The 23,365-nt window shown below is 37.6% G+C and carries 15 protein-coding genes; 1 reads left to right on the top strand and 14 read right to left on the bottom strand.

Annotated features, from left to right (window positions below):
- The first annotated feature begins 77 nt into the window (after nt 1–77).
- The gene (locus tag AC4FQ5_RS18965) at nt 78–890 is read left to right on the top strand and encodes a DUF4249 domain-containing protein (RefSeq protein ID WP_491145910.1); all 813 of its coding nucleotides are present in this window, start codon (nt 78–80) and stop codon (nt 888–890) included.
- A gap of 222 nt (nt 891–1,112) precedes the next feature.
- On the opposite strand, the gene AC4FQ5_RS18960 is transcribed toward AC4FQ5_RS18965, so the two are convergent.
- From AC4FQ5_RS18960 to AC4FQ5_RS18895, 14 genes are all read right to left on the bottom strand, one after another.
- Nucleotides 1,113–1,610: a cupin domain-containing protein gene (locus AC4FQ5_RS18960; protein WP_491145908.1), complete on the bottom strand. Its 498-nt coding sequence runs from the start codon at nt 1,608–1,610 to the stop codon at nt 1,113–1,115.
- A gap of 34 nt (nt 1,611–1,644) precedes the next feature.
- On the bottom strand, nt 1,645–3,918 hold the full coding sequence (locus AC4FQ5_RS18955; RefSeq protein WP_491145906.1) for a GH92 family glycosyl hydrolase: 2,274 nt from the start codon (nt 3,916–3,918) through the stop codon (nt 1,645–1,647).
- A gap of 19 nt (nt 3,919–3,937) precedes the next feature.
- Nucleotides 3,938–4,795 (bottom strand): ROK family protein, encoded by an 858-nt coding sequence (locus tag AC4FQ5_RS18950; RefSeq protein ID WP_491145904.1) that lies wholly within the window; start codon nt 4,793–4,795, stop codon nt 3,938–3,940.
- 149 nt (nt 4,796–4,944) lie between these two features.
- Nucleotides 4,945–7,332, bottom strand: a complete 2,388-nt coding sequence (locus tag AC4FQ5_RS18945; RefSeq protein ID WP_491145903.1) for an endo-beta-N-acetylglucosaminidase H — start codon at nt 7,330–7,332, stop codon at nt 4,945–4,947.
- A 77-nt stretch (nt 7,333–7,409) separates the two neighbouring features.
- The gene (locus tag AC4FQ5_RS18940) at nt 7,410–9,548 is read right to left on the bottom strand and encodes an endo-beta-N-acetylglucosaminidase H (protein ID WP_491145901.1); all 2,139 of its coding nucleotides are present in this window, start codon (nt 9,546–9,548) and stop codon (nt 7,410–7,412) included.
- Between the two features lie 356 nt (nt 9,549–9,904).
- A complete protein-coding gene (locus tag AC4FQ5_RS18935; protein WP_491145899.1) occupies nt 9,905–11,332 on the bottom strand; it encodes a glycoside hydrolase family 125 protein in 1,428 nt (475 codons plus the stop codon).
- 29 nt (nt 11,333–11,361) lie between these two features.
- Entirely contained in the window at nt 11,362–13,593 is a 2,232-nt protein-coding gene (locus tag AC4FQ5_RS18930; RefSeq protein ID WP_491145898.1) for a GH92 family glycosyl hydrolase, read from the bottom strand.
- 125 nt (nt 13,594–13,718) lie between these two features.
- Nucleotides 13,719–14,690, bottom strand: coding sequence for a glycoside hydrolase family 130 protein (locus tag AC4FQ5_RS18925; RefSeq protein ID WP_491145897.1), 972 nt, complete (start codon nt 14,688–14,690; stop codon nt 13,719–13,721).
- Nucleotides 14,691–14,730: 40 nt separating this feature from the next.
- On the bottom strand, nt 14,731–16,011 hold the full coding sequence (locus AC4FQ5_RS18920) for an MFS transporter (RefSeq protein WP_491145896.1): 1,281 nt from the start codon (nt 16,009–16,011) through the stop codon (nt 14,731–14,733).
- Nucleotides 16,012–16,134: 123 nt separating this feature from the next.
- Nucleotides 16,135–17,766 carry a SusD/RagB family nutrient-binding outer membrane lipoprotein gene (locus AC4FQ5_RS18915; RefSeq protein WP_491145894.1) on the bottom strand — a complete coding sequence of 544 codons (1,632 nt, stop codon included), beginning with the start codon at nt 17,764–17,766 and terminating at the stop codon, nt 16,135–16,137.
- 11 nt (nt 17,767–17,777) lie between these two features.
- Nucleotides 17,778–20,711, bottom strand: coding sequence for a SusC/RagA family TonB-linked outer membrane protein (locus AC4FQ5_RS18910; protein ID WP_491145892.1), 2,934 nt, complete (start codon nt 20,709–20,711; stop codon nt 17,778–17,780).
- Nucleotides 20,712–21,134: 423 nt separating this feature from the next.
- Nucleotides 21,135–22,013, bottom strand: coding sequence for an AraC family transcriptional regulator (locus AC4FQ5_RS18905; RefSeq protein ID WP_491145890.1), 879 nt, complete (start codon nt 22,011–22,013; stop codon nt 21,135–21,137).
- A gap of 290 nt (nt 22,014–22,303) precedes the next feature.
- Nucleotides 22,304–22,786, bottom strand: coding sequence for a YeeE/YedE family protein (locus tag AC4FQ5_RS18900; RefSeq protein ID WP_491145888.1), 483 nt, complete (start codon nt 22,784–22,786; stop codon nt 22,304–22,306).
- Nucleotides 22,787–22,797: 11 nt separating this feature from the next.
- On the bottom strand, nt 22,798–23,361 hold the full coding sequence (locus tag AC4FQ5_RS18895) for a YeeE/YedE family protein (protein ID WP_491145887.1): 564 nt from the start codon (nt 23,359–23,361) through the stop codon (nt 22,798–22,800).
- Between the last annotated feature and the right edge of the window lie 4 nt (nt 23,362–23,365).

Genomic DNA, 23,365 nt, shown 5'->3' with positions numbered 1-23,365 from the left:
AATTATTGTGATTGTAAATCATCGATAAATTTTCACTCATCCAACTTAAATTTTTTTTAAATTCTAAAATTAATACAATGAAAAAATACTTATTTATCGCTATAAGCGCGTTTTTAATTTCATGTGAAGATGTCATTAATGTTGATCTGGAAACATCTGAACCGAAATTGGTGATTGATGCTTCTATTGACTGGATAAAAAATACTCCGGGAAATGAGCAAAAAATTAAACTTTCCACAACAACAGATTACTACAGTGAAAAATTTCCGACTGTATCGGGAGCTGAAGTCAATGTGATGAATTCTGCTAATGTGATTTTTAACTTTAAAGAGATTCCTGGCACCGGCGAATATATCTGTAATGACTTTGTACCGGTAATAGGCGAAACCTATACTTTAAAGATCACTTTAAATGGAGAAACGTTTACTGCTTCTGAAAAATTGATGGGTGTTCCGAATATTGAAAACAATATACTGCAGAATAATGCAGGAGGAATGTCAGGAGATGAATTGGAAATTACTTATTTTTATCAGGATGATGCCTCTCAGATGAATTACTATCTCTACAACCATAGAATTCCCCATGTAAAATTTCCATTATACGAGGTTGAAGACGATGATGATTCTCAGGGAGGTCTTACACCCGTATACTTTTCTGATGAAGATTTAAAACCAGGTGATGTAGTGAATATCAAACTACATGGGATTTCCGGTGGTTATTATAATTATTTCAGAAAAATACTTAATGCATCAGGTAGTGACGGCAGCCCGTTTCCCACTATCCCGACAGTTGTAAAAGGAAATATTGTCAATCAGAGCAACAGCAGTAATTTTCCTTATGGATATTTCCGCCTTTCAGAAGTGGCTGTTAAAGATTATATAATTAATTAGACCGTTAAATAAGTTCTCGTCTTCTTAAAATAAGTTACAGTTCGTTCAATAAATCCTCAAGATCCAAACGCTTATTATGAATTTCTACTGAACTGTCTTCTTTTCTTTGCCACTCCTCTCTTGGTTTGTCCCAATACAGCTATACCCCTATGCTTACATAAAAATCCAAGCTTATTAAAAATTATCTCCCTGGAAATTTGCAGTGTAGATTTAGGTAAATTTTTATCGTCCGAAGTCATCCTGCACTCTCACAATATCATCTTCATCCGAAGGATTGGATGCATCGGTATGCTGCCAGATTTCAGCAACGACTCCCCAACCGCCTAAACCGATCAACCGGTGTCTTTCTCCCTGCTGAAGCTTCACCTGATCTTTTGGCTGGTATTCCTGCAATTCTCCTTCTTCATCGGTATTGCTTCTTTTGATTCCAACAGTTCCTTCCACTACCTGCCAGATTTCTGCTCTTCTGTGATGATACTGCCAGCTTAATCTTGTATTGGGGGCAACAAGAAGAATTTTTGGACTTAATTTTCCTCCTATTCTCAGATTTTCTACATCAATTCCATCAAAATACTGATTGGCAAAATCCTGTGCCTGATTTTCATCGATCACAAAAAAACCTCCCCAAGGTCTTGTATCATCTTTGGCAACAATGCTAAAGCCTTGCAATGTCAGCATTTTTTCTACTTTCTCAAATATTTGTTGTTTCTCTGCACTCATATCCTTATTTCTCTTTAAATATTATTTCTGTTTATTATTTCTCTTTTGACATTGAATATGGAAAATCTTTTTCCTGTGATCCTCGTTCTTTATTCGGCTTGTCATCCATTCGGAAGTCCAAAACCGCTCCATTCATTAGTTCTTTATGGCTCAGCCAGTTTTTGGAATACGGTCGAAGATTCACATTCAATGACTGTACATAAATATTTTTTGCACTGTTTTCCGGTGCCTTTATTTCAATTTTCTTTCCATTTTCCAGATGAATTACCGCTTGTTTGAATAATGGTGCTCCCAAAACGTATTGATCTGTTGCAGGCGTAACCGGATAAAATCCTAAAGCTGAAAATACATACCAGGCGGAAGTCTGCCCATTATCTTCATCTCCGCAATAACCGTCCGGCGTTGCATAATATAATTTATCCATCACCTGTCTCGCCCAATATTGTGTTTTGTATGGCGCTCCGGCGTAGTTGTATAAATAAATCATGTGTTGAATAGGCTGGTTTCCATGAGCATATTGTCCCATATTCATGATCTGCATTTCACGGATTTCGTGAATTACGCTTCCGTAATAGCTGTCATCAAAAATTGGTGGCAAGGAGAAAACCTCATCCAGCTTGGCTTCAAATTTCTTTTTTCCACCCATTAATTTTGCTAGCCGGTCAATATCCTGGAAAACGGACCATGTATAATGCCAACTATTTCCCTCGGTGAAGGCATCACCCCATTTGAATGGATTAAAAGGAGCCTGAAATTTTCCGTCTTTATTTTTACCCCGCATTAAACCAGATTCCTGATCAAAGATGTTTTTATAATTATATGCCCTTTTTTTATAGATTTCAATTTCGGACTCCGGTTTTCCTAAGGCTTTTCCCAATTGATAAATAGAAAAATCATCGTAAGCATATTCTAAAGTTCTGGCAGCATTTTCATTGATCTTCACATCATACGGAACATATCCTAAAGTATTGTAATACGCCACTCCTTTACGCCCCACTGCACTGATCGGTCCTTCGTTGTTGGCTCCATGTTTTACAGCCTGCCAAAGTGCTTCGATATCATAGCCGCGAAGTCCTTTGATATAGGCATCTGCTACTACGGAAGCGGAATTGTTCCCGATCATAATATCGGAATATCCGGGACTGCTCCATTCCGGCAAGAAACCTCCTTCTTTGTAAGCATTTACCAATCCTTCCTGCATTTCTACATTAATGCTTGGATAGACCAAATTCAGGAAAGGATATAAAGCACGGAACGTGTCCCAGAAACCTGTTCCGGCAAACATTCTTCCATCTAAAATTTTGCTGTTGTAAGGACTCCAGTGTTTTATTTTGTTTTGAGCATCAATCTCATACAGTTTTTGTGGAAAAAATAAAGTTCTGTATAAAGATGAATAAAAGGTCCTCATTTGCTGATCTGTTCCGCCATTCACCTCAATTCTTCCTAAGGTTTTATTCCAGATATGTTTAGCATCAGCTTTTACCTGCTCAAAATCACGTTTTCCTATTTCTCTGTTCAGGTTAATTTCTGCCTGTTCAAAGCTGATGAATGAAGAGGCAACTTTTGCATAAACTGCTTCTTTAGTTTTAAGCTTAAACCCTACAACTGCTCCTGCTTGATCACTGGTAATTTCCAACTCGTCATTTACAAATTTGTCGTCTTTCCAAGCTTTCTTAACATCAAAACCTTTATCAAATTGAATAACGAAGTAATTTTTAAAGTTGTCATATTTCCCTCTGGAATATTTGGTGGTATAGCCTATAATTTTTCTTTCTTTGGGAAGAATCTTAATATAAGAGCCTTTATTCAGAGCGTCGATAACAACATAAGCGCTGTCTGTTTTAGGGAAATCAAATTTGAAATAGACCGCTCTTTCTGTAGGCGTAAACTCCGTCGTTACATTAATGTCTGCAAGATAAACACTATAAAAGTAAGGGGTTGCAACCTCAGCTTTATGACTGAACCAGCTTGCCCGGTCTTCTTCTTTGAATTTTAATTTTCCCACTCCCGGCATTATGGCAAAAGCCCCGTAATCGTTCATCCAGGGAGATGGCTGATGTGTTTGTTTAAAACCTCTTATTTTGTCTGCATCGTATGTATAGGCCCATCCGTCACCCATTTTGCCGGTTTGCGGTGTCCAAAGATTCATTCCCCAAGGAAGTCCTATGGCCGGATAGGTATTTCCGTTGGATAAAGACGGTTTGGACTGGGTTCCCATTAAAGGATTCACATAATCTACAGGAGATAATTCCTGACCAAACGCCAGGATATTGAGTACCATAAGGAAGGTTGAAAATAGAGACTTCATTCTAATTTTTTATTATTCTTTAGATTTTCTTCAAGGCATAACTTGCAGCTCCCAAAATAGCGGCATCTTCAAAGATGGCAGAAATTTTTACGGGCAGATTGATGTTATTTTTCACTAAATTCTGATTAAATCTTTCTTCAAAATAAGGATAAGCCTTTGCAATATTCCCTCCTATAACCAAAACTTCCGGATCATAGAATCTGACATACTTCACAATAAAATCAGCAAAAGAATCTGCATATTCATCAAACATTCCGGATTGTATTTCTTTGGGCTTTTCTAATAAATCTTTAGTCCCTGAAATTTGTTCACCGGTCAATTCAGCATAACGGTTAACAAACCAACGTGTCGCCAGATAGTCTTCACAAATAGAGTCTTTTAATGGAGAATCCCACAAATCCTCATCGGTAGCAACTGTTCCGTCATAAAAGGTGGTTCCAAGTCCTGTTCCCAGGGTTACTCCAAAAATCCTTGTATACCCTTTCACACAACCTCCGAATACTTCTCCTTCCAAAAAGGCAGCCGCATCATTTACAAAATGAATCTGATCCTTAGAAACAGATAACCTTTTGGCGAGTTCTTCTTTAATATTAACCTGGTAGATATCAATAAATTTACCCTGCTGCATAAGAGAAATCCCTTTTTCATAATCAAAAGGTCCGGGCATTGCAATACCTATTAAAAGATCTTTTTTAACAAGATCATGAACTGCTTTTTCTATTGCGGAAACCCATACAGAGAAGATTACTTCCCGTGGCTCAAAAGAATCGACATTTTCCCTGAGGTAGGTGGAAGGAATTATTTCACGTTTCTCAGAATGCACCTGAGCCATCGTGATATGCGAACCTCCAATATCTATTCCTACTATATTTTGCATTATTTCTTACTTTATTGTACTGATAAATTAAAATAGACAAACAAGAAAGCAAGTTAAGTATTTTTGTACAAAAATTGCTTCTTGTTGCCTATCCCAGACTGTATTTATCCTAATTTTAATTTAACTGAGTATGTTTTCTTTTTTACGGTTTATTTCACAATTATTTTTCCGGAAGAGACAGTCTGATCTTTTCTTGAGACTATTCTATAAATATAGGTTCCGCTGGATAAGTTTTGGGTGCTTATTCTCGCATTATTTTTATCAATAGTTTCCTGTTTCACGAGTTTTCCTGAGATGTCATAAAGCATTACTTCATTTACAGCATTATCTTTGATAATGAAATGAATGTCTTCTCCTCTTTTAACAGGATTCGGATAGATTCCTGTATCATTTTTCAAAGCCATATTTTCTGTGGATAATGAAGTGGTACACATTACATCGGTACTCCAGTTTGCATCTGACATATTCACCAAAGTAGCAAAATGAGTGTTGGGTGTTGTGTCTAAAGCTGCTGTTCCACTGCCTTCATTCATTTTCCAGTTTGCTTCAAGCCCTATTGAGAGAGGAGATACGTTACAGGCATTATTTAATATTTCCTGTGGGGTCAAAGCCTTTTTCCAAACCCTGAATTCATCAAGGAATCCATTAAGCGTTCTTGAATTATCATAATTCCTTGCCAGGTAAAGAATACCGTTTGCCGTAAAATTACCTGTAGAAGCGACACTTGCATCAAGATTACCATTAATATAAATCTTCATGGAAGAACCATCATAAGTCGCTGCTACATGATACCATGTATTCGTATTCAGCCCTGTAATACTATTGAGTTTTACCTGTGATGATCCAAAACTTAATATAAATTGCAATTTATTATTCGCAAGATTACCATCACCAAATCTCAAAATCGCAGAATTATTATCTCCCACTTCAATTCCGATTACAGAAGAGATATATGGGAAAGCAGATTTAAACGAATTTACTTTTACCCAACCCTCAAACGACACCGCATTACCGCTAAGATTAAATTGTCCGGCATTCAGGTAAGTAGTGCTTCCGTTGAAAGTAAGTGATCTTGCTCCCGGACTTTGAACAGGGGTAAATCCACTATTAAATGATGCTTCCGCTGAATAACCAGAATTTGTTGAGCTGCATACTGCCTGTACTTTCCATACATAATTGGTATTCTGAATTAAATTCTGAAGAGTATATGTATTGGTTGTAATATTTTGAATTTCTGTCCATGTAGAAGCGGTGGCTGCTTTATACTGCAAAGTATAAGAAGAAGCTGTTCCTGCTGCCCATGTCAGTTGAGTGGTAGTTCCCAAAAAGCTTCCATGCATCAGTCCTGTAGGAACTGTACATCCGTTTCCGGAATTAAATCTTGGCGCAAAAATGTAGGTACTCGTTGATGTAGAAGAACATTTGGTTTGTATTCTCCAATCATAATTGGTATTGGCTGTAAGATTATTAATGATAATGTTATTCCCTGAATAATTATTGGCAACATTCGTCCAGGTAGTAGCACCTGCCGCTTTATAATCGATATTATACGTCAAGGATCCGTTGGATGTCCAATTTAACTTGGCAGAAGTTCCGGTCATATTGGTTGCTTCCAATCCTAAAGGAGGATCGCAGGTTACACCCTGTGTCCAGGAATATAGTGGACCACTAAGCACTGTATTTTCACCATACAGAATATTTGATCCTGTACTTAAATAACTGGCTGCATTGGTTCCGCCCAGATCATACCACATAAATACTCCGTATGCATCATTAAGTGTATTGGTTGCCATGTTTGCCAAGGTAGAAGCAGATGTATTATTAATCCATGTTGCTGCTGCAGAAAGTTTAGAATTCATAAGAGGTGGAACGTTTGGAGCACTGTAAGTCCCATAATAAGCATTCCAGCTGTAGTCTATGTAATTACCTGCGGCATCACCATTGTAGACTTGTCTTGTTGTGGCAGGTCCTATATAATAAAAAGTAATCAGCTTATCGGGCATAGCAATCTTCAGTTCCTGTAGAAGCATTACAAATGAACTGCTGTTAGGTTGTCCCGTCCCGTTATTTCCATAGCCTGCATATTCGTCATCAAGATCAACACCATCCAGCTCATAGGTATAGACAGTATGGGCAATTTGCAGAGCAAAGTCGCGTGCTGCTTCACGGTTTGGGAAATTGCAAATTCCGGCTCCCTGATGATTTCCTAAAATATCCAGCAATACTTTTATACCCTTTTGCTGCAGAGGTTTTACGTAGGTATTGATATCATTCAACACCTTTGTCACATTGTTATTATTAGAAATATAAGCCCTGTTTTTAGACACATCGTAATTGATGTTGGCGGCAAAGATAACAGCAACATTGAAAAGCTGTCTATTGGTAGTCTGCAAAGTATAGGACCCCACATTCAGCATATTGTTATTATTCACCTCTACATAACAGACTCCCAGAGGATTAAGCTGTTGTGCATTTAACAGGTTTTTTGCCTGAAAAATGAGTATCAACAGCACAATAAGAAAAGATTTTTGTTTCATAGTAATTTTAAGTTTAAATTGTGGTAAATCAGGGAATTTATTAAATTTATTAAAAAATTCCCTAATCTTTGTTTTTATTATTTTATAATTAATTTTTCAACTTGTCTCAGGTTTCCGTTTTGAGATTCAAGCTGAATGATATAATGTCCTGCCGGCAGCTTAGAGAAAGAATATTGATTATCTCCGGCATTAAGTGCTTTTGTTTCTACTACGCTACCGCTCAAATCATAAACCGTTAATTTTCCTTTGTTGAATTCTGCCGGAACAGAAATCGTCAGCTGTGAAAATCTGCTCACAGGATTCGGATATAGTTTTATTTGATTTTTAATAGCTTCACCATTAGCAATAGTCTGCTTTGGATTTTCTGTAATTGCCAGTCCTCTTTGAGCAATTGCACATGCTACATCCGTAGACCAATTGGTTGCGTCAACTCCCGTTAATGCCAACGCACTTCCATTTCCTGAATGATCCTGAACAGATGTCCCGCTTCCTTCATTAAACTTCCAGTATGCTGTAAGAGAAGTAGCAGGAAGCGTCACATTACATGTATTCTGGGCGATTTCAGTCTGGCTTAAAGCTCTCTTCCAAACTCTGACCTCATCTACTTTTCCATTGAAATTCCTAGATGTATTGTACGAGTATCCTACATTAAATGTCCCACTTGAATTGACACTTCCTGTTTGGGATTTGCTGGCATCAAGCGTACCATTGATATAAATTTTCATCGTAGCACCGTCATAAGTAGCTGCCACATGATACCATGTATTGGCATTCAAAGCTGTATTGGAAGCCAATTTTTGCTGCACATTATTGATACTTAACACAAACTGAAGCTTGTTATTTGCAAGGTTTCCATCTCCTAATCTCAATAAAGCAGAATTGCTGTCACTTACTTCTGTTCCCAGAATTGATGAAATATAAGGGAATCCTGATTTGAAAGAAGCCGGCTTTATCCAGCCTTCAAATGATAATGCTGAACCACTTAAATTCAGACTTCCGGCTGAACCGGACTCGCTGCTTCCATCCAAAGAAAGAGAATAAGAACCTGTCGGAGGGACTACACCAGTTCCGCTGTTAAATCTTGGTGCAAACATATAAGTACTTTTCACACTGCAATTTGTTCTGATTCTCCAATCGTATTCTGTATTTGCCGTCAAACCCGATATTGTGATCGAAGTAGCTGTTGTAGCTGTTGCAGCATTGGTCCATGTACCGGAAGTCGCCAATTTATAATCTACTTCATAGGTATTGGTTCCTACGGCGGTCCAATTCAATTTGGCACTCGTTCCGGTAAGGTTATTTGCCAACAATCCGATAGGAGCATCACAGTTTGTTCCCTGAGTCCATGATTGCAGAGGAGCGCTTAAAACTGTTTGCTCTCCATACAAAGTTTGTGTTCCTGCCGAAAGTTGTGCGGTTTCATTGGTTCCGTGAAGATCATACCAAAGGAATAATCCGTACCCTCCGTTTTTGGTTTGAGTAGCCAGACTGGTGGTCGTAGAATTAGAGGTATTTCCCATCCAGACTGCTGCAGGAGAAATTTGTGCATTGGTAAGAGGCGGAACATTCGGGGCAGAGAAAGTACCATACATTGCATTCCAGCTATAGTTGATATAATCTCCGGCCCTGTATCCATTCCATGAAAGTCTTGAAGAAGCCGGACCGTAGTAATAAAACGAAATGATTTTATCTGGCAATAACGCTCTCAATTCCTGTACAAGCATTACAAATGAACTTGAATTAGGCTGCCCCGTTCCGTTATTTCCATAATCTGAGTATTCGTCATCGAAATCAATTCCATCCAGACCATATGTATTCACAGTATGAGCCAATTGTAAAGCAAAATCTTTTGCCGCTTCACGGGTCGGGAAATTACAGATCCCCGCTCCCTGATGATTTCCCAAAATAGTCAATACCACTTTCATCCCTTTATCCTGTAATGGTTTAATATAGGTTTGCGAATTGGTTAGTATTTTAGTAGCATTATTATTACTGTACAGATAAGCTCTCCCACGGCTCGTATCATAATTGATATTCGCCGCAAAAATATTGACGACATCAAATAAGTATTTATTAGATGTCTGCAATTTGTACGATCCTGCGTTCAGGATATTGTTGTTATTCACTTCCACGTAGCAGATTCCTTTAGGATTATTGCCTTGGGCATGCAGCGAGCCATACATGAAAAACATGGCCATTAAAAAAAAGAAATTCATTTTTTTCATAATTCAAGCATTTTTTTATTTTTGTTAGTATTGTTAAAATATAATTTTAGTAGGTTCAAAGATTGTTTCATTGCCTTTTCCTCTTCCAGTGCGGATCATAAAGTTCTTTCACATTTCAAGAAGGCTCTGGTTTTTCTATAAGGTTTATATAGAATAGATGACTAAATTTTTCATTTATCGTTCTTACAATTTCTGATAAAATTTCATCCATTATAACTAAATAACCGTAAGAATATCGTGAAAACAAGGTCCCATCTTTTCCATTCGATTATGGCACCACAAATGCATGAACAAGCATTTCAAGTGCTATATCATTCAAAAAAGAAAACGGAATGTTATCTATCTGTTTACGTCAATAAATCCTGATTTTCATTAAAGGTTTTCCATAATAGCTCCCCGAACAAGGTGTTCGCCCATGCAAACCATGCTCTGGTAAATTTCTTGTCATCGTCCTTGTGGAAGGACTCATGCATGAAACCTGTCCCTCCGTGGGTTTTCTGTAAGGTTTCTATACACCATCGGATCTCACTTTTATCTTTCGTCGTAAGCGCTTTCATAATGATGCTCATAGGCCAGATCATATCAAGGCCGATATGGGGTCCGCCAATTCCTTCTGCCCGTTTTCCTTTGAAAAAGAATGGATTATCTTTTGACCATACATATTTTCTGGTATTTAGGTACACCTGATCATCCGGTTTTACAGCATCGAGATAAGGTAATCCCAGTAAACTCGGGCAATTGGCATCATCCATCAGGTTATAGCTCCCGAACCCATTGGTTTCAAAGGCATATATTTTCCCATATTCCGGGTGATTGTAAATCCCATATTTTTTGATGGCTGCATCTACCTCATCAGCAAGGCTGTTCAACTGTTGAGCCAGCGTTTTTTCATTTTTGATCTGGGAAACCATTTCTGCAGCCTGACGAAGGCTTACTACTGCAAATAAATTGGAAGGAATCAAGAATGCATAAATAGTGGCATCATCACTTGGACGGAACATCGAATTGATGAGACCTACAGGGTTTGTAGGATAACCGTACCCTCCCATCGGAATTCCGTCTGTGGCCCAAGATGTCGTACGTTCAAATTTATATGGACCTAAACTGGTTTTTCTTTGCTGTTCTATAAAAGTCTGTAAAGTAAGTTTAATTCCTTGCAACCATTTGTTGTCAAAAGGTTTTGTATCTCCGGTCGTTTTCCAGAAATGATACGCGAGACGAATAGGATAACATAATGAATCTATTTCCCATTTTCTTTCATGGGTTCCCGGTTTCATGTCTGTGTGGTCGTGTTCTTTCCACTCGCTTACTTTATTTTCATCATTATAGAAGGCATTAGCATAAGGATCTTTCAGAATAAATTCTGTTTGTTTATGGATAACTCCTGAAATAAGTTGATGTAATTTTTCGTCTTTCTTTGAAAACTGCAGATAAGGAAAAACCTGTGCAGAACTATCACGAAGCCACATCGCATTTATATCTCCGGTAATCACATAGGTATCCGGATTCCCATTGGTTTCTTTATAAAAAACGGTAGTATCTAATGTATTGGGAAAGCAATTCTCGAAAAGCCAGGCTAATTCCTTATTTTTCACTTTCTTTTTGAAGGCCATGATTGCATTTTCTACCGCTTCACTGGTAAAATGCCTTTTATCTTTAGGAACACGGACAACAGGAAATTCTTGGATGCTTAAACTTTTTGCAAAAGAATTCTGGGCAAAAAATAAACCTGCTCCTGCCAATGCGCTTGTTTTGATAAACTTTCTCCTTTCCATTGATACTTTATTTCGTTATATTTTATTAGTTATTTTACGGGCTTGCTTCCCATTACAAATTTCAGTTCACCACCATTCATAATGTCGCTGTGGTTCAGTTCCCAGCTTTTATATTCTTTCCCATTCAGGAACATTTTCTGAACATAGATATTTTTATCAGATATTTTATCAGCAATGACCGTAAAGGTTTTTCCATTTTCCAGTTTTAGTGAAACTTTCGGGAATTGCGGTGCACCAATCGCATAAACAGGTTTTCCCGGTGTCACCGGATAAAATCCTAATGAAGAGAAAATATACCATGCTGACATTTGTCCGCAATCTTCGTTGTTGACAATTCCGTCCGGTTTTACTGTATACATATTGTCGCGGATATACTTTACCATTTTCTGAGTTTTGTAAGGACTTCCTGCGTAGTTATAAAGATAAGGAACATGATGTCCCGGTTCATCGCCAAATCCTAAAGACCCGATGAATCCTGAAATATCAACATGCTGTTCTCCTACCATTTTAAGTTCTTCGGTAAATGTTTTGTCCAGTTTTTCTTCAAATCCTTTCTTTCCACCGTATAAATTCATCATTTCATCAATCTGATGAGGAACAAAAAAGTCATAGGCCCAAATATTTCCTGAAACCCAGTGTGGTTGTAACTTCTTCCAGTCATTTAAAATAAAATCAGGGATGAAGTCACCGTTTTTCTGTCTTGGCCAGAAATGATTATTTTGTTTATTGAAGGTATTCAAAAAATTCATTGAACGTTTTTTGTAAACCTCTACCTCTTCTTTTTTTCCTAATTTGTCCGCAAGCTGTAAGATACACCAGTCATCATAAGCATATTCCAACGTTGCAGAAACAGAAGCTCCATTTTCTGAGGGTGAATATCCAAGTTTAATATAATCATTAAGACCTCCACCGCCGTTACTGCTGCTCATTTTGTCCGTTAAAGAAGCATTTTTCATCGCTGCGAATGCTTTTTCAGGATCAATTCCCAGCACTCCTTTGGAAATAGCATCCCAAATCACTGAGGTACTGTGATATCCAAGCATACAGAAATTATCATATCCGCACAATTCCCAGATCGGCATGTGATCTTTTCGGTCTGTATATCTGCTGATGAGAGAATTCGCAAATTCTTTGGTATGTTTCTGATCCATGATGGTCATTAATGGATGAGTTGCACGGAAACCGTCCCAGTAAGAATAAGTACTGTAATTGGTAAACCATTTGGTATTCATATTTTCCTGGGCAGCAACATAATCTCCGTTGACATCCATATAAAGGTTAGGTGCGATGAAGGTGTGATAAACTCCCGTGTAGAAAATCTTTCTCTGATCATCCGTACCACCTGTTACCTGAAATCGTTCAAGAAGATCTCTCCAAGTATTTTGTGCGGTTTCTTTCGCTTTTGCAAAATCTATATTTTTAGCTTCAGTATCAAAATTTTCCTGTGCTCCTTCCATACTTACCGGGGATAAGGATACTTTCACCTCAACACTTTCATTTTCCTGGGTTGAAAATCGTACAAAAGCTTTGGCATCTTTGGCTAAGGCAAATTTTTCATTGCTTTTTATTTTTCCTTCGGAATAGACACCATAGGATTTAAAGGGTTTTGAGAATTCCATCACAAAATACGCGAATCTTTTCCCGCCCCATCCGTTGCTGTAGCAATATCCTTTGATTTTATTGTTGCCTTCTATGCTTACTAGCGTGTGATAAATATTTCCAAAGATTTTGTTAGTAGGATCAATAATAATATTGGATTCCTCACTTTTAGGAAATGTGTATTTATGGAATCCCACTCTTGGAGAAGCTGTCAGTTCAGCTTTGATTCCATAGCTGTCAAGCATTACAGAATAATATCCCGGTGAGGCTGTTTCTCTTTCATGACTGAATTTGGAACGATATCCGGTTTCCGGCTTCTCTTCTGAGCCTGGAACCATTTTTATTTCTCCTATTGTCGGCATTACCAAAATATCTCCAAGATCTGCCCAACCTGTTCCGCTAAGATGGTTGTGACTGAATCCCATTATGGTTTTACTGCTGTAATGATACCCAGAACACCAGTCCCAATCTCCGCTTTTGGTGTTCTGATCTGGACTCAACTGTATCATTCCGAATGGCGTAGTTGCCCCTGGAAAGGTATGGCCATGTCCGCCAGTTCCTATGAATGGATCTACCCTGGAAAGAACATCATCCTTCCGTTGTTGGGCAGAAGTAATGGAAATGAATAAAGTAAGTAAGAATATAAGCAGTTCTTTTTTCATAATAAGGATCTCTCAAAATGTTCCTCAAGATAGGAGTTTACTGAAAAGTATGAAAACCATAATGATGATTTTAAATAGAAGCAAAATAAAATTCACGATGATTTCCATACTGTTTTAAATCATTTTTAAATTGAATTCTTTTTCATAAAATCAATAATCTCTGAAATATATCCGAAGGCAATAGACACTACTGTATCGGCCGCTCCGTAATACACGGTCACTTTATCTCCCTCTGTTATTGCCGCACATGGGAAAATAACGTTAGGAATATCTCCTGTAAGCTCATACATTTCTGCCGGAGCCAACAGGTAAGGTTTTGTACGGTATAGTACTTTTGAAGGGTCTTCAAGATCGAGTAATGCTGCTCCCATAGAATATCTGAATCCTCTGCAGGTATTGATCACTCCATGATAAAAAAGAAGCCATCCTTCTGCTGTTTTTATAGGAACAGGTCCGGCTCCGATTTTTGTACATTGCCATGCACTGTCTTCAAACGGGGTTACCTTCATTACACAACGGTGTTCTCCCCAGTATTTCATATCCGGACTATAACTAATGTAGATATCTCCGAAAGGGGTATGTCCGTTATCACTTGGTCTGCTTAACATCGCATATTTACCATCAATTTTTTCCGGGAACAAAACTCCGTTTCTGTTATAGGGTAAAAAGGCATTTTCACATTGAAAGAACTCTTTAAAATCGAAAGTATACCCAATTCCGATCGTTGGACCGTTATAGCCATTACACCATGTGATCCAATAGCGGTCTTCGATAAAGGTAACACGCGGATCGTATTTATAATCAGACTCGATCATTTCGGTATTTCCAGCCTGCATTTCTATAGGATCATGATTGATCGCCCAATTGATACCATCTTTACTGAAACCTGCATAAATATTCATCTGCACCGCCTTATTGTCACAGCGGAAAACACCTGCAAACCTATCCTCAAAAGGAACTACAGCACTGTTGAAAATACTGTTGGAGGTAGGTATTGCATATCTATCTATGATCGGGTTTTCAGAGTATCGCCACATAGTATCGCGGCTGTCTTTCGGACGATCCTGCCAAGGGATCATTACTGATTGAGATGTCATAAAGTATTTTTACTTTTTATTTAAATTATTTGTGATTGATTTAGTGTTCTTTTTGTTGTTCCGGATGTGGAAAAGGAACCAACCATGTGACAATGAACGCAGGAATAGTAGCAATCAGGACCCAGATGAAGAATATTTTATATCCTATCCAATCGCTGATCATTCCGCTAAACATTCCGGGGAGCATCACTCCTAAATTCATAATTCCTGTTGCAAAAGCATAATGAGCAGTTTTATGTTTTCCCGGCGCAATTTGCTGCATCATGTAGAGAATCAACCCTACAAAACCGAATCCATAACCGAAATATTCTACTACAACGGCAATGCTTACTGGTAACAGACTTGTCGGCTGATAATAAGCCAGTAACGCATATACTACAAAAGGAATATTAAATGCAGCACAAAGCCATATCAGTGATTTTTTAAGTCCCCGGGAAGAAATAAAATAGCCCGCAAGCACAGACCCCAGGATAAATGCAGCGGAACCATACGTTCCATAGATCAACCCGATGTCTGATGTGGATAATCCCAATCCGCCTGAAGATCTGGGAGCTTTGAAGAACAATGGTGCAATCTTAATAGCAAATCCTTCTGCAAAACGGTATAGAATGATAAATAATAAAGACCATATAATATTCCGTTTTGTAAAAAAAGAAGTAATGACTTCCAACAGTTCTTTTCGGATATTCCCTGCAGATTTTTGTTCTGCCGGTTTATTTTCTTTCGGTAAAATGAAATAATGATACACTGCTAAAGCAAAAAATAAGAGCGCATATACTCCCATGATAATCATCCATGCATGGGTAACTCCTTTTGTTTTTTCCAATACTCCTGCAAAATAGACAAGGATTCCACTGCTGATGATTTTTGCCAGGTTATAAAAAGCGCCTTGCCAACCAATATATTGGGCCTGTTCTTTATTCGTCAAAAAGTAGATGTATGTACCATCTGCTGCAATATCATGGGTTGCTCCACAAAAGGCAATGACGGCAAAAAGAGCAATGCTGTATTTGAAAAAGCCAGGCAATGGCAGACTTAATGCAATTAAAGCAAATAGAATTCCTATCGCAAACTGAGTGAAAACAACAAAGAATTTTTTTGTTTTATAGATTTCCAGAAAAGGGCTCCAAAGAGGTTTCAGGGTCCAGGAAAACAGAATAAGTGCCGTCCAGAAAGCAATCTTTGAATCCGATATCCCCATATCCTTATACATGATCCCTGAAACTGCATTCACAGTAACAAAGGGCATTCCCATTGCAAAATACAATGTTGAAATCCACAAGATTGGTTTTATGCGATTCGTTTCAATGCTTTTTTCCATGTCAACACTAAGAAGGTTAAAAGAAAGAGGAAGTCTCAAAAAAAGAAACTATATGAATACTGTGATTGAGCATCTGAGACAACCTCTCTCTTTTTTAGTTATTTTAATTTGATTTGGTTAAAATTATATTTTTTTATCCCACCAAAGTTTTGTACCTCCTGTATCCGGTCCGCCCAAATATTGTACGGCCTGAGGATAGTTCAAGGTATTATTTCGGTATTTACTCGGAATAGGTATTCTTCTGATCATGACATCCGTGCTTATGGTTCCCTGGCTATCATTCAGGATATTCTTGAAAATAACAGGATACCCTGTTCTTCTCTGTTCTGCCCATGCTTCAGCTCCATCCGGATAAATGGCGATCCATTTCTGGGTCATAATTCTTTCTAATTTTCTTTCGAAAGTATCACCTGCATTCCATTTGATGGTAATGGTACTTAACATCGGATTTCCTGCCGGGATGTTATTTGCTGCATTTTTAGGATCAATATAAGGTGCTTCCGTAGAAACCGCATCGGCTACATACGCTGCATACCCCGAACTTTTTCCCCATTCTGCGAATGACATTTCTATTCCTTTATTATAATTTACTTCTGCATCACCTGCTCCGGCATACCCTCTTAAAGCAGCTTCTGCTTTCAGAAACCACGCTTCCGATGCGGTAAAGATTTTATTTTTACCATTGCTGGCTGAAAAATAATCTCCTGTTGCCGCTGCTGCAATAGGTTGTGAAAAATCACCATAACGATCTTTACTTCCTCCAAGATCTACACCTAATCTTACCCCGACGTACTGCCCAGAAGCCGCAGGATCTGTAGCCGGTTTTGCATAAGCTGAGATTCTAGGATCGTGGTACCCGTTCATAAAAGCCATTAAAGGGGCTCCGATTTTACAGTCTCCCCAAGAATAAATAATGTCATTCAGCGGGGAAGCTCCACCATAGCTCACTAATGCATTTTTCGAATTATCATCAATTAAACCTACAGGCGAAGATAAAGCCTCTTCTGCATATTGTTTAGATTTAACCGGATCTGCATAGCTCAGTCTCATAGCAAGTCTTAATTTTAAAGAGTTGGCAAGCTTTGCCCAGTTTGCCGTATTTCCGGAAAATACCACATCGGATTTTTGGATTACGGTCTTATCTTCAATGCTTGGAGTTCCGGCAAAAGCCTGAATTGCTTTATTAAGATCCGTAACGAAATAGTTATAAGCATCCTGCTGCGAATCAAAATCTGTGATTCCATTGGCATTGGGAGATTCAAATTTACTATAGATCACAGGTCCATGAGCGTCTGAAACCTTCTGTGCAGCAATTACTCTTAAAATTATAAGAATCGCTTTGGATTGGGAAAAGTCAACTCCCGGATATTTTTCTGCTGATTCCCTGAAGAAGTTTTTATACTGCTGGTTCACATCTTCAAGCTGGTTCATCATAATCCTTTCATTCCAGCCATCCATAATAAAGTAAGTGGTATTGTTTTTCCCTCCGTTATAAGGAGTCGCTGTACTGAATAAACCGCTATACATATCTGCATTAAGGTTGGTCTGCAGCTGATAGATCCAGTTGGTAGGATTCTGCAAATTTTTCTGCATTTGCTTTAACGGGTTGGTAAGAACCACAAAATCAGCCAGTAATTGTTCATTGGTAACTCCACTGTATTGAGAGTTGATATTTTCGAAATCATCGGTGCAACTGCCTGAAAATAATGCAGCCACAAGACTCAAAATAATAATCTTAGAATTTATTTTTTTCATATCTCAGGTAATTAGAAGTTTGCTTTTAAAGAGAAACCTAAAGAACGTGTGATCGGCATCCCGAACATATCGACACCTACTCCTCCCGGATTGACTCCGGACACCTGTTCAGGGTCAAACGGAGCATCTTTATAAAGGAAGAACAGATTTGTTCCAATAACACTTAATGTAGCATCTCTGAATATTTTTGAATCTGTTTTTAGGATATAGCTGATTGAGGCTTGTCTTAATCTGACCGCAGTAGCTTTATAAATGTAAGCTTCGTTGATACCTCCTCTTCCTCCGACAACTTTATAATAATCTTCAGCATCCGTTAATCCTGTGTAAGAAGTCCCATTTTCATACACTGCGTTTGCAATAGAAACGCCTCCTGCATCTCTGGAATCGGCAGATGCCTGACTCACTCCCAATCCATCATTAACCGATTGGGTAAATCCTAAAACCTGCCCGCCAAATCTTCCATCTATAAGGAAGCTTACATTGAATTTCCCAATACTGAAATTGTTGTTAAGCCCAAGCATAAATTCCGGGTTTGGGTTTCCAAGATATTGCTTTTCGTTGCTGTCTTTGATTGGGACACCTTTAGCATCTACTACAATTCTTCCCTGATCATCTCTTTTAAAGACTGTTCCATACAAATCTCCAAATGAGCCTCCCACTTTCAGCATATTGAAACCACCTCCTGTTAATACAAATAGTTTTTCAGGATCTGGATAATATTTCATCGGTAAAAGTTCTTTTATGGTATTTTTATTGGCTGAAGCATTAAAGGTTGTTGTCCAGCTAAATTTATCCTTATTAAAAACTTTGTAAGATAAGCTTGATTCAAAACCTGTATTTTCAATTTTACCTGCATTAATGTCAACTTTGCCAGCTTGTACTCCAAAGTTGGTTGCTGCATCTACACCTTTTAAATATTGATTGCTAACCACTGACTTATAGAATGTAAAATCAAAAGATAATTTATTATTAAACATCCTTAGTTCTGTTCCTGCTTCAAAAGTCCTGTTGAACTCCGGTTTCGGGAACAAATCACTAAACATAGCGTTGCTTACCGGAGCGGAAGAATATGATCCTGTGATCACTCCTGCGTTAAATTCCGGCTGCGGAATCGTAGAAGTTGGATCCAAAGCATTTCCTACTGTGGCATAAGAAGCTCTTATCTTCCAAAATGAAATGGCCTGTGGAAGATTGAATATCTCCGTTAAAATTCCATTGGCTCCTATGGATTCGTAATCGATCCCATTATTTCCTGTCCCTGCTAAAGTGGATGACCAGTCATTTCTAAAAGTCAAATCCAAATATAGTTTACTTCTATAACCAATACTTGCACTTGCAAAAAAAGACTGATCCTGTCTGTGAGGGCGGGTAATGATATAGCTTCTTCCATTACCAAAAACTCCCTGTCCCTGCTCATTACCCCAATCAAGATTATTGAGAGCAAAAAGATTGGCTACAAAAAGCTTATTGTTTTCGATCGTAGTAATATTGTATTTAAGATCAGAAATACTGGCTCCCAATGTAAAATCAAAACTAATGTCATCATTAATTTTCGGATTCCCTATTAATAAGGCGTCTCCGTAAATAGTAGTTTTCTCTAAAGTATTTTTATAAATCTTGCCGTTACTATCCCTACTTCCCAAAACAGTTGGTTGAGAATACGCCGCAACACTTCTTTGAGAATCAGAATTAAAATAATTATAATTCCCTCTCACTTTTGCAGTCAACCAGTTATTGATCGTGTAACTTAACGCTGCAGAACCATATACATTTTTATTTTTGGTTGTTACAGGGTTTTTATTGAGAATCCAATATGGGTTTTGGGTTTCATTATCTGCAAATTCACCATTGGGTTTTACAGCCCACCAGTTTTGGGCATCCAGATATCTCGTTTTATCAAAGTAATAGTAATTTTCAGCAAAGTGATCGAAGTCTACTCCTCTCGGCAACCAATAAAGGTTTGTAATTGGCGAGAAATAAGATCCCGGAGACAGTCTGTTTTTTGAAGTTTGTAAAGAGGCCATTACATTGGCATCCAAGACAAGTCTATCATTCAGGAATTTACTCGTTGTTCTGTAATTAACGTTATACTGATCTAAATTGGAAGTAGGAATAATTCCTTTATTGGTAATATTTCCCAGTGAGAAAAAGCTGGTTGATTTTTCGTTACCTGCCTGAAAGCTTACACTGTTGATCCAGGTAACTCCGGTTTGGAAAAAATCTTTCGTATAGTCTTTAGAAGAACCTTTTGCTCCCCAACTGTCATATGATCCCGTATTTCCATTGGCCGGATCATAAGGAGTGGTTTGAAGATAGCTGTGCTGAAGTTCGGGAAGGTCATACACTTTGTCAAATGTAAGGCTTGAACTGTAGGAAAGGCTGCTTCTTCCTGCAGATCCCTTTTTGGTTGTAATCAAAATTGCTCCGTTACTTCCCTGAGCTCCGTATAAAGCGGCAGCCGATGCGCCTTTAAGAAAAGTAAGGCTTTCAATATCTTCCGGATTTATAGTACTTAATACATCTCCCGTATCGGGCATTGAATTAAAATAGTCTACATTCGGTCCGCCCGTTCCGGTAACTCCTGTATTATTAATAATCGGAATCCCGTCAATCACATATAACGGCTGACTGTTCCTTGTGGATTTATCCCCTCTCATTACTACTCTCACGGACCCTCCGACACCGCCATTGGTTTTGTTAATCTGTACATTGGAAACTTTCCCGTTGATAGAGTTTAAAAGATTGGGCGTTTTTACTTCTGTCAGATCATCCCCGTTTATTTGCTGACTGGAGTAGGTAAGAGAGCGCGCTTGTCTTTTGATCCCTAAAGATGTGACAACAACCTCTTGAATATTGGCTGTTCTAGTAGTGTCGGAAGCCTTGGTTTCCTGTGCATATCCAGACATGGAAAAGGCTAATAAAACCGGTACAACTATTTTTCTCATAAATATCAGATTTGTTAAGGGTTATTTTTTTGGAATAATTCATTTTCTTTAATATTTACTGCTTTAAAATATTTTCCACATTTTTCTCAACATAATATTCCCAATGCATTAAAAAAATTAAAGTTTTTTTAATATTTAATTCACATTAACAAATCTAAATTTTGTACCCAGTCAGATATAATACTATTTTATCATAAAACGATATTATTTTTTCAGCTATTTTTCAAAACCTGCAATTAAACATTGACATACAGCATTTTAAATACAAATATCACTTCTTATATACGATACAAAATCGATATCTTTTTTTAATAATTATTTAATATTGATAATTTTTTATGACTGTATTGATATAAATTCATAAAAAAACAAATCCGGATATCAAACCCGGATCTGCTACATCAACATAAAACGTAATGATGATTACTCAATTTTTCTTACTCCCTTAAAAAGTTCTTTAAACTCTGTAGGTGTGGTTTTCTTAATGGATTTAAAAACCTTATTGAAATTGGCTATATTATTAAACCCGCATTCAAAAGCAGTTTCAGAGACGTTAAGATTTTTCTCCATTAGCCAACGAACAGCATAGCTGATTCTTATCTCATTGAGATAGCTTACGAATGTTTTTCCGGTTCTCTTTTTAATAAACCTATTGAATGTCACACTGCTCATATTGACAAGTGCGGCAGCGGCATCAAGCGTTATTTTATTTTCAAAATTCTTGTGCACAAAATCATGAATGGCTTTCATTTTATCATTATCCACAAAAGTTTCAAGCTCTATGCTGTAAGAAGACAAAAGAGTTTTATTTTCGGCAATCGCCAGTTCGTTCAAGATTTTCATGATCTCAATAAATGATTCAAAGCTGCTCATTTTGGATAAATTGATAAAAGAGTCTTTCAGCTTCTCAGCCGTTTCCTGGGAAAACAAAATACCCCGGATCGATTCTTTTATCAGATTATGAATAGGCTTCAGAATATTTTTCTGCATTACTGACTGATTAAAAAAATCTTCATTAAACTGAATGGTAATCTCATGTGTTTTCCGGTTTTTACACTTGTGATTTGCCCAGCAATGCGGCAAATTGGGCCCTACCAATACCAGCTCCAAATTTCCGATCTCTCCTGTATGATCACCGATCATCCTGCGATATCCTTTTCCTTTGTATACAAAGTTGATTTCAATTTCAGGATGATAATGATATGGGAAATCAAATGACGCTTTTTTCCGGTCAAATACAAGAAAACTATCCTCGGGAGATAATGGGGTTATTTCTCTCAAAATATTTTCTAGTTTTTTCATCTGGTTTTATGAATTTTTTTAAATATTTCTTTTACAAATTAAAAATAAAATTTATTGTTTAAAAGACAAAAAAACTGAGTACCTATGATGTCTAAGCTATTCAGTTCCGTTTTAAATTTAAAAAATGAAAATAACACTTAAATTATCTTAAGATAATTAAGTGTTATTAGAATTATTAAGTTTGAGGTTCAGACTATTTTTGATCTCAACCTTTTCAAATTTTTACTGACTGATTGAAATATGATACACGATTAAAAATTATTTATCACATTTATTCTGTTTTAAATATCCTAATGGGGTAATTTTTCTCTGAAATAGCCATAGACCCAGGTTCCGGAAAGAGCACTCAGTAAAGTGATAATCACTGCCAAAGCACCGGTTCCGATCTGTGCAAAAAGAGGTCCCGGGCAAGCTCCTGTAATTGCCCAGCCAAAGCCAAAGATCAAACCACCGTAAATTTGACCTTTGCTGAATTTTTTCGGAGCAATGGAAATACTTTCTCCGTAAATGGTTTTTATTTTGAATTTTTTGATAATCCAAACCGAAATCATTCCTGTTATAACAGCACTTCCGATAACTCCATACATATGAAACGACTGGAGACGGAACATTTCCTGGATTCTGAACCAACTGATAATCTCCGCTTTTACAAACACAATTCCGAATAAAATCCCTACCAAAAGGTATTTCAAATTGTGATACCATTTGTGCTGAAGATGGCTTTCGTTGGTGCAAATGGTATCCTGATGACGTATATCTGTTTCTTTTTTCATAATTGATAATATTATAGAGATAAAATAATTGGAAGAATGATATTTGCCATTAAAAAACCGCCGATCATAAAGCAAATCGTTGCTACTAAAGACGGCCATTGCAGATTTGACAGTCCCATTATGGCGTGTCCGCTGGTGCAACCTCCTGCATATCGGGTTCCGAATCCTACGAGAAATCCGCCGACAACCATCATAATGAATCCTTTTAATGTCAATAAACTTTCAAAATTCATCAGTTGTACCGGGACAAGATTGCTGTAATCTGTAATTCCGTAGGTTGCCAATTCTGCTTTGAGTTCTGGATTTACTGTAATTTCTCCAGGAATCATCAGTAAATGAGCGGCAATCATTCCTCCGAAGAAAATTCCGAGGACAAAAAATAAATTCCAGGATTCTTTTTTCCAGTCGTATTTGAAAAAACTCACGTTTGCCGGAATACAGGCTGCGCAAATATGGCGTAATGAAGAACTTATCCCGAAAGATTTATTGCCTAAGATCAGCAAAGCCGGAACGGTAAGACCAATCAACGGACCTGCAATATACCACGGCCAGGGTTCTTTTATTAGATCTAACATTAAT

Source organism: Chryseobacterium sp. DT-167 (genome assembly GCF_058310155.1).
This window is presented reverse-complemented; position numbering and strand designations above follow the sequence as displayed.

What these genes read in the sequence shown, in the direction of transcription:
- AC4FQ5_RS18965 (WP_491145910.1), top strand. Translation starts at nt 78, where the DNA reads ATGAAAAAATACTTATTTATCGCTATAAGCGCGTTTTTAATTTCATGT.
- AC4FQ5_RS18960 (WP_491145908.1), bottom strand. Translation starts at nt 1,610, where the DNA reads ATGAGTGCAGAGAAACAACAAATATTTGAGAAAGTAGAAAAAATGCTG.
- AC4FQ5_RS18955 (WP_491145906.1), bottom strand. Translation starts at nt 3,918, where the DNA reads ATGAAGTCTCTATTTTCAACCTTCCTTATGGTACTCAATATCCTGGCG.
- AC4FQ5_RS18950 (WP_491145904.1), bottom strand. Translation starts at nt 4,795, where the DNA reads ATGCAAAATATAGTAGGAATAGATATTGGAGGTTCGCATATCACGATG.
- AC4FQ5_RS18945 (WP_491145903.1), bottom strand. Translation starts at nt 7,332, where the DNA reads ATGAAACAAAAATCTTTTCTTATTGTGCTGTTGATACTCATTTTTCAG.
- AC4FQ5_RS18940 (WP_491145901.1), bottom strand. Translation starts at nt 9,548, where the DNA reads ATGAATTTCTTTTTTTTAATGGCCATGTTTTTCATGTATGGCTCGCTG.
- AC4FQ5_RS18935 (WP_491145899.1), bottom strand. Translation starts at nt 11,332, where the DNA reads ATGGAAAGGAGAAAGTTTATCAAAACAAGCGCATTGGCAGGAGCAGGT.
- AC4FQ5_RS18930 (WP_491145898.1), bottom strand. Translation starts at nt 13,593, where the DNA reads ATGAAAAAAGAACTGCTTATATTCTTACTTACTTTATTCATTTCCATT.
- AC4FQ5_RS18925 (WP_491145897.1), bottom strand. Translation starts at nt 14,690, where the DNA reads ATGACATCTCAATCAGTAATGATCCCTTGGCAGGATCGTCCGAAAGAC.
- AC4FQ5_RS18920 (WP_491145896.1), bottom strand. Translation starts at nt 16,011, where the DNA reads ATGGAAAAAAGCATTGAAACGAATCGCATAAAACCAATCTTGTGGATT.
- AC4FQ5_RS18915 (WP_491145894.1), bottom strand. Translation starts at nt 17,766, where the DNA reads ATGAAAAAAATAAATTCTAAGATTATTATTTTGAGTCTTGTGGCTGCA.
- AC4FQ5_RS18910 (WP_491145892.1), bottom strand. Translation starts at nt 20,711, where the DNA reads ATGAGAAAAATAGTTGTACCGGTTTTATTAGCCTTTTCCATGTCTGGA.
- AC4FQ5_RS18905 (WP_491145890.1), bottom strand. Translation starts at nt 22,013, where the DNA reads ATGAAAAAACTAGAAAATATTTTGAGAGAAATAACCCCATTATCTCCC.
- AC4FQ5_RS18900 (WP_491145888.1), bottom strand. Translation starts at nt 22,786, where the DNA reads ATGAAAAAAGAAACAGATATACGTCATCAGGATACCATTTGCACCAAC.
- AC4FQ5_RS18895 (WP_491145887.1), bottom strand. Translation starts at nt 23,361, where the DNA reads ATGTTAGATCTAATAAAAGAACCCTGGCCGTGGTATATTGCAGGTCCG.